The organism is Phaeovulum sp., assembly GCF_030684035.1.
Taxonomy (GTDB): Bacteria; Pseudomonadota; Alphaproteobacteria; order Rhodobacterales; family Rhodobacteraceae; genus UBA6213.
The window spans coordinates 49371-63764 of sequence record NZ_JAUXPI010000014.1 but is presented as its reverse complement, the minus strand read 5'-3'; the positions used below and the strand labels follow the sequence as shown (position 1 = coordinate 63764).

The following is a 14394-nucleotide window of genomic DNA, read 5'->3' as shown; positions in this document are numbered from 1 at the left end:
GCTCAGTCCGCGAACGGGTCGGTGACAAGGATCGTGTCGTCGCGCTCGGGGCTGGTGGAAAGCATCGCCACAGGGCAGCCGATAAGCTCCTCGATCCGGCGGACGTATTTCACTGCCGCGGCGGGCAGATCGACCCAGCTGCGCGCACCTGCGGTGCTTTCCGCCCAGCCTTCCAGCTCCTCGTAAACCGGCACCACCTTGGCCTGCAAGGCGGCGGCAGTGGGCAGATAATCATACTGCACCCCGTCGATCTCGTAACCCGTGCAGATCTTCAGCGTCTCGAAACCGTCGAGCACGTCGAGTTTGGTGAGCGCGATGCCCTTGGCACCGGAAATCGCGCAGGTCTGGCGCACCAGCACGGCGTCGAACCAGCCGCAGCGCCGCTTGCGCCCGGTGACGGTGCCAAACTCGTGCCCGCGCCGCCCCAGCGTCTCGCCGTCCGCGTCATCCAGCTCGGTCGGAAACGGCCCCTCCCCGACCCGCGTGGTATAGGCCTTCACGATCCCCAGCACGAAGCCGATGGCATTGGGGCCAAGCCCGGTGCCCGAGGCGGCCATGCCCGACATCGTGGTGGAGGAAGTCACATAGGGATAGGTGCCGAAATCGACATCCAGAAGCGCCCCCTGCGCGCCTTCAAAGAGGATCCGCTTGCCCGCCCGCCGCGCCTCGGCCAGCACCTTCCAGACCGGCTGCGAAAACGGCAGCAGCTTTGGCGCAATCGCCTTGAGCCTTGCCGTAAGCTCCGCCCGGTCAATCGGTGCCGCGCCCAGCCCGGCCCTGAGCGGGTCGTGATGCGCAAGCAGGCGGTCAATGCGCGCTTCAAGGGTTTCGTCATCGGCAAGGTCGGCAACCCTGATCGTGCGCCGCCCCACCTTGTCTTCATAGGCAGGCCCGATGCCGCGCCCGGTGGTGCCGATTTTCGCCTTGCCCGCCGCCGCCTCGCGCAACTGGTCAAGGTCCTGATGCAGCGGCAGAATCAGCGGCGTATTCTCGGCGATCATCAAATTGTCGGTGGAAATCGCGACCCCCTGCGCGGTCAATTTGTCGATCTCGGCAAAGAGCGCCCAGGGGTCGAGCACCACGCCATTGCCGATCACCGCCAGCTTGCCCGGCCGCACGATGCCCGAGGGCAGGAGCGAGAGCTTGAACACGGTGCCGTTGATCACCAGCGTGTGGCCCGCGTTGTGCCCGCCCTGAAAGCGCGCGATCACGTCGGCGCGTTCGCTCAGCCAATCGACGATCTTGCCCTTGCCCTCGTCGCCCCACTGGGCGCCGACCACCACGACGTTGGCCATGCCGCTCTCCTCGGTTTCAAACCGCGCGAGGTATAGCGGGGCGCTTCGCGCGAGGAAACCGCAAATTGCTGCGGCACAATGCTTCAGCTCAAATATCCCCGCCGGAGGCTCCTGCGGCGCGCAGAGCACGCTCCGCGGGGGATATTTTGGCTGAAGCAGACATGGGGAAGCGGGGCCGGGCCAAAGCGGAAACGGCCTTGCGCGACCCGCGCCTTGCGCCTAGATAGGCGCGTCAAACGTCAACTCGGGCCGGGGTCTCATGGAAAACGTCGTTCTCACCATCCACCTGATCCTTGCGCTTCTGCTGATCGGCGTGGTGCTTTTGCAGCGCTCCGAGGGTGGCGGGCTAGGCATGGGGGGGGGCGGTGGCGGTGGCGGGGTGATGACCGGTCGTCAGGCCGCCAACGCGCTTTCCAAACTCACCTGGATTTTCGCCATCGGCTTCATCATGACTTCGGTTTCTCTGACCGTGCTGGCGGCGCGCAATGCCTCGACCGCTTCGGTCGTCGATACCGGCCTGCCCGAGACCACCGCGCCCGTAGTGCCGTTGCTGCCCGAACTGACCCTGCCCGCGCTGCCGTCCGACGCGCCGGCCACACCGCCGCCGGCAAACTGACGCGCGCACCAGCATTTGCGCAGATTGCGGTCGCCGCACCAACTGCTTGCGGTCAGGTTGCGGCCACGGCGCGAATCTGATAAGCGTCAAATCCCGTGGTGCAGGGCCTGTGAGGCCCCGCTGGACAGAGCATTCTTGAACCGATCACGGGGGCATCCGAGATGGCGCGTTACGTTTTCATCACCGGCGGTGTGGTGTCCTCGCTTGGCAAGGGTCTGGCTTCGGCGGCGCTTGGCGCATTGTTGCAGGCGCGCGGGTTTTCGGTGCGATTGCGCAAGCTCGACCCCTATCTGAATGTCGATCCGGGCACGATGAGCCCGTTCGAGCATGGCGAGGTCTTCGTCACCGATGACGGTGCCGAGACCGACCTCGACCTTGGCCATTATGAACGTTTCACCGGGGTTGCCGCGCGCAAGACCGACTCGGTCTCGTCGGGCCGGATCTATTCCAACGTGCTGGAAAAAGAGCGCCGCGGCGCCTATCTGGGCAAAACCATTCAGGTAATTCCGCATGTTACCAATGAAATCAAGGACTTCCTCGCCATTGGCGACGATGAGGTCGATTTCATGCTTTGCGAGATCGGCGGCACGGTGGGCGACATCGAGGGCTTGCCGTTCTTCGAGGCGATCCGCCAGTTTGGCCAGGACCGCCCGCGCGGCCAGGTGATCTACATGCACCTCACGCTCTTGCCCTACCTTGCAGCCTCAGGCGAGCTCAAGACCAAGCCGACCCAGCATTCGGTGAAGGAGCTGCGCTCCATCGGTATCGCGCCGGACATCCTCGTGTGCCGCTCTGAGCACCCGATCCCGGAAAAGGAGCGTGCCAAGATCGCGCTTTTTTGCAACGTCCGGCTTGATGCGGTGATCCCGGCCTATGACCTCAAGACCATCTACGAGGCACCGCTGGCCTATCATCGCGCCGGGCTTGACCGTGCCGTGCTGGATGCATTCCAGATCAGCCCGGCACCGCGCCCCGACATGGCGCGCTGGGAAGATGTGATGGACCGCCTGCAAAACCCCGAGGGCGAGGTGCGGGTGGCGATCGTCGGCAAATATGTGCGGCTTGAGGACGCCTACAAGAGCATCGCCGAGGCGCTGACGCATGGCGGCATGGCCAACCGGGTGAAAGTGCGCGCCGAGTGGATCGACGCCGAGATCTTCGAGCGCGAAGACGCCGCGCCGCATCTGGAACGCTTCCACGCGATATTGGTGCCCGGCGGCTTTGGCGAGCGCGGCACCGAGGGCAAGATCAAGGCAGCGCAGTTTGCCCGCGAAAAGGGCGTGCCCTACCTTGGCATCTGCCTTGGCATGCAGATGGCGGTGATCGAGGCGGCGCGCAACCTTGCAGGGGTGGCCGATGCCGGGTCCGAGGAATTCGACAACGAGGCGGGAAAGAAGCGATTTACTCCGGTGGTTTACCACCTGAAGGAATGGGTGCAGGGCAACCACAAGGTGGAACGCAGGCTTGATGACGACAAGGGCGGCACGATGCGGCTTGGTGCCTATACCGCGGTGCTGACCCCCGGCTCCAGGGTGGCCGGGATCTATGGGGCGACCGAGATTGAGGAGCGCCACCGCCACCGCTACGAGGTTGACGTGGCCTATCGCCAGCGGCTTGAAGCCTGCGGCATGGAGTTTTCCGGCATGAGCCCAGATGGCCGCCTGCCCGAGATCATCGAATACCGCGATCATCCCTGGTTCATCGGGGTGCAGTTCCACCCGGAGCTGAAATCCAAACCCTTCGCGCCGCACCCGCTGTTCGCCGATTTCATCCGCGCCGCGGTGGAAGCGAGCCGTCTCGTCTGACCCCGCTCTTGCAGCTGTGATGATTTGTCATCGCGGCCGTGCTTGCCTCACGCGCCGCCGCGGCTCACACTCGGCCTTGCAGGAGGCGATATGGTCAAGCTCGGTTTCGCGGCAAGGGTCGGCTGCTTGGTATCGGCGGTTTTGGCATTTTCAGGGGCCGCTGTGGCGGGCGGCGTCGCCATCGTTGCCTGCGAGACGCTCAACCTGCCGGTGCAGATCGACTTCGAGAATTTTCCGCGCGTGGTCAATGGCAGCCGCTACGACGACATCCTGACCTTTCCCGGTGCCAGCATCGGCGAGCGTTTCGCCGGGCAGACCCTTTCGGCCTGGCGGACATTCGACATTCTCGATACCAACGCCAGCGCGCCGCTCATGCTGCTGGCGGGCGCACCGGGTGAAAACCTTTCGGTCGAAGCCATCGGGCGCATGCAAAACGCGCTGAACGGACTTGGCCCGATGGGGTTTGACAGCAAGAGCGGCTCGGGCGAGGGGGCAGTTTCGATTCTGTTCAACACCGATCAGCAGGCCATCGGCATCAGCTTCGAGTTCGAGATGGTCTATGCGGGGTCACCGCCGCAGGGCGCGGTGCGGCTTGCGTTCTTCGCGCGTGACGCGCGCCTGATCGGCGAGGTCGCGCTGAGCAGTCAGGGCCGCACCCGAGCCTGCTTTCAGACCACGGCGGCAGCGATTGCCGGGGTGTCGATCACCAACACCGACATTGAAGGCATCTCGATTGACGACATCGCCTTTTCCCAGGTTCTGGTGCTCGGCTGATCTGCGTCAGGGCGCGGCAGTCAGGCTGAACGCGAGTGCCTTGCCTTCGGCCTGCAACGCCGCCACCCCCACATCCGAAAGCCGCAGCGCCGCCGTATCGCGGCGCTTGAGGGTCAGTGCAGGCACCACCGCAGGCGCGTTGTTGAGCCATGCGGAGGGCGCGGCAAGCGCCAGCGGCATTTCGCCATCATGCATGATTTCCAGCGTCAGCCCGCCAAGCTCGACCGAGGCACCAAGCTCGAGCGCCTCGACCTCGCGCCCGAGGGCAGCGAAGCGGGCGGCATCGAATACCAGATAAAGCTCCACCCCGGCCCCTGCCGTAGCCGCCGCAAGCCCCAGCGGTGCCGCGCCCGGCAGCGGTGCGCCAAGCGCCACAAGCTCGGTTTTCGCGCTGTATTCCAGCCAGCTTTTCTCATCGCCGCCGTCGCAAAGCGCCGCCGAAGTGACCTCGAAGTATTTCGCGACAATCTCCATGATCACCGGCTTCTTTTCCTCGCAGTCGCTCATCGACGAGATTTCGACGCGGTATAGCGCTGAAACCGGGGCCGCCGCGCCGCCTGCTGCCACCGCGAGGATATCGGAGGTGAAAACCACAAACCGGCTGTCGGCGCGACAGCCTGCAAGCGCCACGGCCGCGATGAAAAACCCTGCCCAGTATCCGCGCATGTCCGCCCCCCCGATTGACGCGGGCAGGATACGCCGAAGCCCCAGCCGATCAAGTCGCTTTGATCCTTGCCGCCACGCGCCCGCCGCGCCATTCTGGCACAAAGGGAGAGTGTGATGCCCAAGGGATACTGGATCGGCCATGTCACGGTCAGTGACCCGGCGGCTTACGAGGCCTATCGGGCCGCCAACGCCGTTGCCTTTGCCAAATATGGCGCGCGTTTTCTGGTCCGGGGCGGGGCGCAAGAGGTGGTCGAAGGCGCGCTGCGCCCGCGCGCGGTGGTGATCGAGTTTCCCAGCATCGAAGCGGCGCGGGCCTGCTATGCCAGCCCCGAGTATCAGGCCGCCCGGGCGCTTCGCCTGCCGGTATCGCTCGCGGACTTGTGCATCGTCGAAGGCTGGCAGGGCTGAATGCGCCTTGCCGGACCTCGCCGCGCGGCTATAGTCGGCGCATGCTGAAAGCCATTCTCAAACGTCTCTTGGCCCCTGCCCCGGAAGCGCCGAACCTGCCCGAGCGCGAGGTTGCGCTTGCCGCGCTGATGGTGCGCATCGCGCGCGCCGATGGCGCCTATGACGATGCCGAGAAGGTGCGTATCGAACGTGTGCTGGCGCTGCGCGACGGGCTTGCGGAGGATGAGGCCAAGACCCTGCGCGAGAGCGCCGAGGAGATTGAAGCCGAAGCCGCCGACACCGTGCGCTTTACCCGAATGCTGAAGGCCATGGTCCCGCTTGAAGATCGCTCGGGCGTGATCGAGGCGCTTTGGGAGGTTGCCCTTGCCGACGGCCACCGCAGCGCGGATGAAGAGGCGCAGATCCGGCTTGCCGCGAACCTTCTGGGGGTCAACGACCGCGATTCGGCTCTGGCGCGGCGACGGGTGCGCAAGCGGCTCGGTTGAACCACCGCAAATTCGGCAAATTCCGCCAAGCAAATTGCGCGATGTCGCAGGGTAAACCGACACTCGGTCGTTGCATTCGACCACAAAATCGCGCCCAATGGCCGGAATGAACCAGCACGAGAGCAATGTGACCACGCTGCCCCCCGTCATCGAAATTCGCGACCTGCATAAAAGCTACGGCGCGCTTGAGGTGCTCAAGGGTGTCTCGCTCAGCGCCGAACGCGGGCAGGTGGTCAGCCTGATCGGCTCGTCAGGGTCGGGCAAATCGACATTGCTGCGCTGCTGCAACCTGCTGGAGGACAGCCAGGCGGGCGAGGTGCTGTTTGAAGGCGAGGCGGTGAAATGGCGCGGGCACGGCCTCCACCGCCACCCTGCCGACCGCGCGCAGGTGGTGCGTTTTCGCACCAACCTTGCCATGGTGTTTCAGCAATTCAACCTCTGGTCGCATCTGTCGGTGCTGCAAAATGTCATGGAAGCGCCGCTGACCGTGCTGCACGAACCGCGCGAGGTTGTCGAGCCGCGCGCCCGCGCGCTTTTGGAAAAGGTCGGTATCGGCGAAAAGGCTGATAACTGGCCGGCGCAGCTTTCGGGCGGGCAACAGCAGCGCGCGGCGATTGCGCGTGCGCTTTGCATGCAGCCCAAGGCGCTTTTGTTCGATGAGCCGACATCGGCGCTCGACCCGGAATTGCAGGCCGAGGTGGTCAAGGTCATCAAGGATCTGGCGGGCGAGCACCGCACCATGATCCTTGTCACCCATGACATGCGACTGGCCACCGATGTCTCCAACCACGTCATCTTCCTGCATCAGGGCCGGATCGAGGAAGAGGGGGCACCGAATGATCTCTTCGGCGCGCCAAGATCGGACCGGCTCAAACAATTCCTATCCGCGACGATGGACGCGTGACTTTCAAGAAACCACCTCACAGGGAGCTACCCAAATGAAAAAACTGGCACTGATGACCGCCGTTCTCGCGCTTGCCGCAGGCATGGCCACCGCACAGACCGTGCGCATGGGCACCGAGGGTGCCTATCCGCCCTACAACTTCATCAACGACAAGGGCGAGGTCGATGGATACGAGCGCGAGCTCGGCGACAAGCTCTGCGCAATGGCGGGCGTGACCTGCGAATGGGTCACCACCGATTGGGACAGCATCATTCCCAACCTCTTGTCAGGCAACTACGACACCATCATTGCCGGCATGAGCATTACCCCCGAGCGCGGCGAAGTTGTGGACTTCACGCAGAACTACATTCCGCCGGCCGGTTCGTCCTACATGGCGCTGAAAGCTGATGCCAACACGATGGGGCGCATTTCGGTGCAGGTCGGCACGATTCAGGCCGATTACATCGCCTCAAGCGGCGCGACGCTGCTTGAATTCGCCACGCTCGACGATACCGTCGCGGCGGTGAAAAACGGCGAGGCAGATGCCGTATTTGCCGACCGCGACGCGCTTCTGCCGTTCGTCGAGGAAAGCAAGGGCGAGTTCGTCTGGGCAGGTGACGAGGTGCAGCTCGGTGGCGGCGTCGGCATGGCGCTGCGCAAGACCGACACCGAGCTGCGCGCCAAGTTCGATGCGGCAATCTCGACGCTGAAGGCCGATGGCACGATCAACGCCATGATCAAGAAGTGGTTCGGCGACGAAGCCGTCGTATTCTGATCTGGTTGCGGCGGGTCCGGGTTTCCGCCCGGGCCCGCCGCGCACCCATCATGTTTGCAGATTGCGCAGACCCAAAATCACTCGAGGGCCTTGTCTGGTTCCTGTGCTACCTGACCACAGGCAAGCAGGTGCTGTTCTATTGGTCGTTCCTGACCGTGCTGACGCTGATGGCGATCACCGCGCCGATCGCGCTTGGCTTCGGGTTTGGCGGCGCGCTTGCCACCCGCTCGCATATCGCGCCGCTGCGCTGGCTTGGCATGGGCTACACCTCGATGGTGCGCGGCGTGCCCGATATCGTGTTTTTTCTCTTTGTGCCGGTGGCGCTTGATCAGGGGCTGGAATGGATCCGGCACAAGACGCTCTGCCCCGACTGGACCGAGCCGGTGCGGCAGGGTGCCGATTTCGTGGTCTGCGCTGCCGCCAAGCTGCCCTTGTCTTCCAGCCCGCAATCGGTGCATCAGGTCTATGGCTTCGTGCTGGCGGTGGTTGCTTTTTCGATAGTGTTCGGCGCATTCGCCGCAAATGTGCTGGCGGGTGCCATGCAGGCGGTGCCGCATGCCCAGCTTGAAACCGCCGAAGCTTACGGCATGAGCCGCCGTCAGGTCAGCAGACGCATCCTGATACCGCAGATGTGGGTCTATGCCCTGCCCGGTCTTTCCAACCTCTGGATGATCCTGATCAAGGCGACGCCGCTCTTGTTCCTGCTTGGCGTGTCAGACATCGTTTACTGGGCGCGCGAGCTTGGCGCGCGCAAATCGCAGATCTACGATTTCCCGCACCCCGACTGGCGGCTCTGGTATTTCCTCGTGCTGCTGGTCTTCTACCTTGCGATGACCAGGGTTTCCGAAGTGGTGCTGCGCCGCGTCACCCGGCGGCTGACGCGCGGGCAGGCGACGATGGCGGGCGAAGCGATGCGGAAGGCGGGCGCATGAGCTGCGGGCAGATCATCCTCGATTACGGGTTGCGCTCGATCGGCATCGGCGCGCAGCTATTGCCGCGCGGCGAATTCTCGCTTTGCCACCAGTTCACGCTGATCGGCTCGGGGTTGATCTGGAATATCTATTTCGCGGTGCTCGCGCTGGCGACCGGGTTTTTCGCCGCCACCGGGCTGGCGCTGGCCAAGTCCGCGCGCGCGCGCTGGCTGCGCAAACCGGCTGAATGGTTCATCTTCCTGTTCCGCGGCTCGCCCTTGTTCATCCAGTTCTTTCTTGCCTATGAAATGCTGGTGCTGCTGCCGCGTGGCGGCTTCGATATCTTCGGAATGACCGTGGCAACCTCGTGGCTGACCAAGGCCTGGGCCGGGGCGCTGATCGTGCTCTTCCTCAACACCGCCGCCTATTCCGCCGAAATCTTCTATGGCGCGCTGATGGCGGTGCCCAAGGGCGATATCGAAGCCGCCGATGCCTATGGCATGACAGGCTGGAAGAAGTTTCGCTGGGTGATCTGGCCGACCATGCTGCGGCTGGCCTGGCCGAGTTACACCAACGAGGCCATTTTTCTGTTTCACGCCACCACGCTGGTGTTCTTTTCCGGCTTTCCGTCGTTCCAGCAAAAGGGCGACGCGCTTTACTATGCGAAGTTTTTCGCAGACAAGACCTTCAACCCGTTCGTGCCCTACCCGATTGCGGCGTTCTATTTCGTGTTGCTGACGCTGTCGTTGATCGGGCTCTTTGGATGGGTCAACCGCCGCCTGAACCGTCATCTGCCGGGGGCTCGCCCCCGCCTGAGGATCAGGCCGCAGATCATCAGGTGAGGATATGGACTGGCTAAGAGAGCACCCCGAGGTGCGCACGATCCGCGTTGCGGCGGCAGACCTGAACGGGGTGGCGCGGGGAAAGCGCATCCCCGCCCGTTTCGCAAGCAAGGTGTTCACCGACGGCACGCGCTTTCCCTATTCGGTGATGAACCTCGACATCTGGGGCGAGGACATCGAAGACAGCCCGCTGGTGTTTGAAACCGGCGATGTTGACGGCGTGCTGATGCCGACCGAGCGCGGTTTCGTGCCGATGCCATGGCTTGAAGCCCCCACCGCGCTTCTGCCGATCTGGATGTTTCATATGGACGGCCGCCCCTATGCCGGCGACCCGCGGCAGGCGCTGGCGAAGGTGGTGCACCGCTATTCCGACGCGGGGCTGACGGCGGTGGTGGCAACCGAGCTCGAGTTTTTCCTGATCGATGACAGCGGCACCAAGCTCCGGGTGCCGCCCTCGCCCCGCTCCGGCAAGCGACGCACCGGCGGCGAAATCCTCAGCCTGCGCGCGCTGGATGCGTTCGATGCATTCTTCACCGCGCTTTACGACGCCTGCGAGGAAATGGACATTCCCGCCGATACCGCGATTTCGGAGGCGGGTCCGGGACAGTTCGAAATCAACCTCGTGCATCAGGGCGACGCGCTGAAGGCCGCCGACGATACCTGGCTTTTCAAGATGCTGGTCAAGGGGCTGGCGCGGCACCACGGGTTTGCCGCTTCGTTCATGGCCAAGCCCTATGACATGTGGTCCGGCAACGGCATGCACATGCATTTTTCCGTGCTCGACGCGCAGGGCCGCAACATCTTCAACGATGGCACTTCCGAAGGATCGGAGCAGATGCGCGGCGCGGTTGCCGGGCTTTTGCAGGCCATGCCCGGCTCGACGCTGATCCTTGCGCCGCACGAAAACAGCTACGACCGTCTGGTACCAAACGAGCACGCCCCCACCGGCATCGGCTGGGCCTTCGAAAACCGTACCGCCGCGCTGCGCATTCCCGCCTCGCGCCCCGCCGCGCGGCGCATCGAGCACCGCGTCGCCGGTGGCGATGTGAACCCCTACCTGATGATCGCGGCGGTTCTGGGTGCGGCGCTCAACGGGATCGAGGATCGGTTGACGCCGCCCGCCCCGATCATCGGCAACGCCTATGAAAAAAGCCTGCCGCAACTGCCCGGCACCTGGGAGGCGGCGATCGAGGCCTTTGCCAGTTGCGCGCAGATCAAGCGGATCTTCGACCCGGAACTGATCGAGAATTACCTGATGACCAAGCGCCAGGAAATCCACTACATGGCCGAGCTTTCCGATCAGGAGCAATCCGAGCTTTACCTCGAAACCGTCTGAAGGCCGGGGGCTTCGCGCCCCCGGACCCCCGCGGGGTATTTGAACGAAGGAGAAGCAGCCGGGCGGTCGATCCGGCACCGCGTCTTCGTTGCGCAAGATACTTCCCGGGCTCGGGGGCGGTGCCCCGCCCTTCCCCCTTGCGCTGCCCCCACACCCACGGCTAGGTTCGGGGCAATCAATCTCAGGCGTTTCATGCTGATCGGCATTCTGCAAACCGGCCAATCCCCCGACGCGCTTCGGGCCGAGGCGGGCGACTACCCCGACATGTTCGAAGCCGCGCTGGCCGGGCGCGGCCTCGAGTTTTGCCGCTATCATGTCGAAGACGGCGCGTTTCCCGCATCGGTGCGCGACTGCGAAGGCTGGTTGATCACCGGATCCCGGCACGGCGTCTATGAGGATTTGCCCTTCATCCCGAAACTTGAAGCGTTCCTGCGCGAGGCTTACGGCGCGGGTGTGCCGATTGTCGGCATCTGCTTTGGCCATCAGATTCTGGCGCAGGCACTGGGCGGCAAGGTCGAGCGCTTTGAAAAGGGCTGGGCGGTCGGCCCGCAAGACTATGATTTCGGCGGCGAAAAACTGACGCTGAACGCCTGGCACCGCGATCAGGTTACAAAAGTACCGCCCGGTGCCAAGGTGACCGCGCGCAACGAATTTTGCGAATTCGCCGGCCTTGCCTATGATAACCGGGCGTTTTCGGTTCAGGCCCATCCCGAATACCCCGACAGTTTCATCGACGGGCTGATGCGCACCCGTGGCCCCGGCGTCGTGCCCGAGCCGCTGATGGCCGCCGCCCGCGCGCGGATGGGCCAAGCCAATTCCTCAACCGCAATGGCCGATCGTATCGCCGCGTTCTTCTTGCAGCCCCGCCCCCTCTGACCCCCGAAAGGCAGCCCCGATGTCCGACTGGATGGACAAGCTTCCGCAAGCAGCCCGTGACTATATCGGCGGACGCCGCCCCGACGAGGTGGAATGCGTGGTGCCCGATATTGCCGGGGTGGCCCGCGGCAAGGCAATGCCCGCCTCGAAATTCGCGCATCAGAAGCACTTTTACCTGCCGAATTCGATTTTCCTGCAGACCATCACCGGCGAATGGGCCGACAACCCCGGCGGCTCGTTCACCGAACCCGACATGGTGCTGGTGCCCGACTATACCACCGCCACCGCGGCACCCTGGACCGCCGACGTGACCTTGCAGGTCATCCATGACGTGCTCGACCAGAACGGCGTGCCGGTGCCGGTCGCGCCGCGCAACGTGCTCAAACGGGTCATGGCGCTTTACGAAGCCGAGGGCTGGCAACCAGTCGTGGCACCCGAGATGGAGTTCTTTCTGGTCGCGCGCAACATTGACCCGAACATGCCGGTGATCCCGCCGATGGGCCGCTCGGGCCGCCGGGCGGCTGCCAAGCAGGCCTATTCGCTGAGCGCGGTTGATGAATACGGCAAGGTCATTGATGACATCTATGATTTTGCCGAGGCACAGGGCTTTGAAATCGACGGCATCTTGCAAGAGGGCGGCGCGGCGCAGGTGGAGATCAACCTCGCGCATGGCGATCCGATCAACCTTGCCGACCAGATTTTCTACTTCAAGCGGCTGATCCGCGAAGCGGCGCTGCGGCATGATTGCTTCGCCACCTTCATGGCCAAGCCGATCGAGGGCGAACCCGGCAGCGCCATGCACATTCACCAGTCAGTGATCAGCATCAAGACCGGCAAGAACATCTTTTCCGATGCGCGCGGGCGCGAAACCCCTGCCTTCCTGCATTTCATTGCAGGCATGCAGCGCCACCTGCCCGCCGTCATCGCGCTTCTGGCCCCCTATGTGAACAGCTATCGCCGCTACGTTCCCGACTTTGCCGCCCCGATCAACCTCGAATGGGGCCGCGACAACCGCACCACCGGGCTTCGGGTGCCAATCTCGGGGGCGGAATCGCGGCGGGTGGAAAACCGGCTGGCGGGCATGGATTGCAACCCCTACCTCGCGCTCGCCGCAAGCCTTGCCTGCGGTTATCTCGGGTTGATGGAAAAGCAGCCGCCCCGCGCGGAATGGGTGGGCGATGCCTATATCGCGCAGGACGAGTTTCCCTTCAACCTTGGCGATGCGCTTGACCTGATGGCCGAAAGCGCGGCCATGCGCGAGGTGCTCGGGGCCGAATTCCTTGCCGTCTATGAATCGGTGAAGCGAAACGAATACAAAGAGTTCCTTCAGGTCATCAGCCCGTGGGAGCGCGAGCACCTGCTGTTGAACGTATGAACCTTCTGACCGTCAATGACCGGCCCGGCAGGCATCCGCCAAGCTGGTATGCCGAAACCGCCACCCCGCTGCCGGAGTTTCCGGCGCTGGCGGGGCCGGTCGCGGCCGATGTCTGCATCATCGGCGCGGGCTACACCGGGCTTTCGGCGGCGCTGCATCTGGCCGAGCGCGGGCTCAGGGTGGTGGTGCTTGAAGCCCACCGCGCGGGCTTTGGTGCCTCCGGGCGCAACGGCGGGCAGGTCGGCTCTGGCCAGCGGCTTGAACAGGGCGAGCTGGAGCGCATGCTTGGCCGCGAGATGGCCCGCAGGCTCTGGGATGTCGGGCAAGACGCCAAGGCGCTGGTCCAAGAGTTGATCGCGCGCCACGCCATTGCATGCGACTATGCCCCCGGCATTGTGCATGCCTGCCGCCGCCCCGGTGAAGTGGCGCATGCCCGCGCCAATGCCGAGAAACTCGCGCAAGCCTATGGCTATGACAAGATCACCCCGCTCGACCGCACGGCACTCGCCGAAATATTGCCGTCACCTGCCTATTGCGGTGGCGATCTCGACCTCGGAGCGGGGCATCTGCATCCGCTCAATTTCGCGCTCGGGCTTGCCCGCGCCGCCAGCGCCGCAGGGGCGCAGATATTCGAGCAAAGCGAGGTCGTCGAGATCACCCCTGGCACCCGCCCCGGCGCGCGGACCAGCGCGGGCGAGGTTGTGGCAGATCATCTGATCCTTGCCTGCAACGGCTATCTGGGCAATCTCGCCCCGCGTGTCGCAGCCCATGTGATGCCGATCAACAATTTCATTGTCGCAACCGAACCGCTTGGGCACCGCGTGGCAGAGGTGTTGCGGCGCAACGTCGCGGTGGCTGATACCAGATTCGTGGTCAACTACTGGCACCTCTCGCCAGACCAGCGGCTGCTTTTTGGCGGTGGCGAAAGCTACGGCTACCGCTTTCCCGATCTGGTGAAAACGGTGCGCAAACCGATGCTTGAGGTCTATCCCGGGCTTGCCGATGTGGCGATCACGCACGCCTGGGGCGGCACGCTGGCGATCACCATGAACCGGCTGCCGCATTTTGCGCGCCCCGCGCCGGGCGTGCTTTCGGCTTCCGGTTATTCCGGCCACGGCGTGGCGCTGGCCACACTTGCGGGAAGGATGCTGGCCGAGGCGGTGGCGGGCGATGCGGCGGGGTTCGATCTGATGGCAAGCCTGCCGCAGCCCCGCTTTCCCGGCGGCGCGGCGCTGCGCTGGCCCATCCTCGTCGCGGCAATGACCTGGTTTTCGATGCGCGACAGGCTGGGCATCTGACACCCCGGCAGCTTCCTTGAAAACCGCCCTCAAAGGGCGAATTGGCGGC

Annotated in this window: 15 protein-coding genes; 13 read left to right on the top strand and 2 right to left on the bottom strand. The window is 64.2% G+C overall.

The window, feature by feature from the left end; genetic code table 11:
- Positions 1-2: 2 nt before the first annotated feature.
- Complete coding sequence (locus Q8J98_RS04465) at positions 3-1295, bottom strand: adenylosuccinate synthase (RefSeq protein ID WP_305293317.1); 1293 nt, start codon at positions 1293-1295, stop codon at positions 3-5.
- Positions 1296-1554: 259 nt separating this feature from the next.
- On the opposite strand from Q8J98_RS04465, the gene secG reads away from it, so the two are divergent.
- From secG to Q8J98_RS04450, 3 genes are all read left to right on the top strand, one after another.
- Positions 1555-1911 (top strand): preprotein translocase subunit SecG, encoded by a 357-nt coding sequence (gene secG, locus Q8J98_RS04460; RefSeq protein ID WP_305293316.1) that lies wholly within the window; start codon positions 1555-1557, stop codon positions 1909-1911.
- 161 nt (positions 1912-2072) lie between these two features.
- Entirely contained in the window at positions 2073-3716 is a 1644-nt protein-coding gene (locus Q8J98_RS04455; protein WP_305184988.1) for a CTP synthase, read from the top strand.
- A 90-nt stretch (positions 3717-3806) separates the two neighbouring features.
- Positions 3807-4490 carry a hypothetical protein gene (locus tag Q8J98_RS04450; protein ID WP_305293315.1) on the top strand — a complete coding sequence of 228 codons (684 nt, stop codon included), beginning with the start codon at positions 3807-3809 and terminating at the stop codon, positions 4488-4490.
- A 6-nt stretch (positions 4491-4496) separates the two neighbouring features.
- Here Q8J98_RS04450 and Q8J98_RS04445 read toward each other — a convergent pair whose 3' ends face one another.
- The gene (locus Q8J98_RS04445; RefSeq protein ID WP_305293314.1) at positions 4497-5156 is read right to left on the bottom strand and encodes a hypothetical protein; all 660 of its coding nucleotides are present in this window, start codon (positions 5154-5156) and stop codon (positions 4497-4499) included.
- Between the two features lie 114 nt (positions 5157-5270).
- Here Q8J98_RS04445 and Q8J98_RS04440 point away from each other — a divergent pair, with 114 nt between their 5' ends.
- From Q8J98_RS04440 to Q8J98_RS04395, 10 genes are all read left to right on the top strand, one after another.
- Positions 5271-5564, top strand: a complete 294-nt coding sequence (locus Q8J98_RS04440) for a DUF1330 domain-containing protein (RefSeq protein ID WP_305293313.1) — start codon at positions 5271-5273, stop codon at positions 5562-5564.
- A gap of 41 nt (positions 5565-5605) precedes the next feature.
- Positions 5606-6049 carry a TerB family tellurite resistance protein gene (locus tag Q8J98_RS04435; protein ID WP_305184993.1) on the top strand — a complete coding sequence of 148 codons (444 nt, stop codon included), beginning with the start codon at positions 5606-5608 and terminating at the stop codon, positions 6047-6049.
- Positions 6050-6155: 106 nt separating this feature from the next.
- The gene (locus tag Q8J98_RS04430; protein WP_370868058.1) at positions 6156-6953 is read left to right on the top strand and encodes an ABC transporter ATP-binding protein; all 798 of its coding nucleotides are present in this window, start codon (positions 6156-6158) and stop codon (positions 6951-6953) included.
- Positions 6954-6987: 34 nt separating this feature from the next.
- Positions 6988-7707 (top strand): transporter substrate-binding domain-containing protein, encoded by a 720-nt coding sequence (locus Q8J98_RS04425; protein ID WP_305184995.1) that lies wholly within the window; start codon positions 6988-6990, stop codon positions 7705-7707.
- 50 nt (positions 7708-7757) lie between these two features.
- A complete protein-coding gene (locus Q8J98_RS04420) occupies positions 7758-8639 on the top strand; it encodes an ABC transporter permease (RefSeq protein ID WP_305293311.1) in 882 nt (293 codons plus the stop codon).
- On the top strand, positions 8636-9460 hold the full coding sequence (locus Q8J98_RS04415) for an ABC transporter permease (protein ID WP_305293310.1): 825 nt from the start codon (positions 8636-8638) through the stop codon (positions 9458-9460). Before Q8J98_RS04420 ends, Q8J98_RS04415 begins: the two co-directional genes overlap by 4 nt.
- Positions 9461-9464: 4 nt before the next feature.
- Positions 9465-10796, top strand: a complete 1332-nt coding sequence (locus Q8J98_RS04410; RefSeq protein ID WP_305184999.1) for a glutamine synthetase family protein — start codon at positions 9465-9467, stop codon at positions 10794-10796.
- 192 nt (positions 10797-10988) lie between these two features.
- Positions 10989-11672 carry a type 1 glutamine amidotransferase gene (locus Q8J98_RS04405; RefSeq protein ID WP_305293309.1) on the top strand — a complete coding sequence of 228 codons (684 nt, stop codon included), beginning with the start codon at positions 10989-10991 and terminating at the stop codon, positions 11670-11672.
- 19 nt (positions 11673-11691) lie between these two features.
- Positions 11692-13047, top strand: a complete 1356-nt coding sequence (locus tag Q8J98_RS04400; protein WP_305293308.1) for a glutamine synthetase family protein — start codon at positions 11692-11694, stop codon at positions 13045-13047.
- The gene (locus Q8J98_RS04395) at positions 13044-14345 is read left to right on the top strand and encodes an FAD-binding oxidoreductase (RefSeq protein WP_305293307.1); all 1302 of its coding nucleotides are present in this window, start codon (positions 13044-13046) and stop codon (positions 14343-14345) included. Before Q8J98_RS04400 ends, Q8J98_RS04395 begins: the two co-directional genes overlap by 4 nt.
- Positions 14346-14394 lie beyond the last annotated feature (49 nt).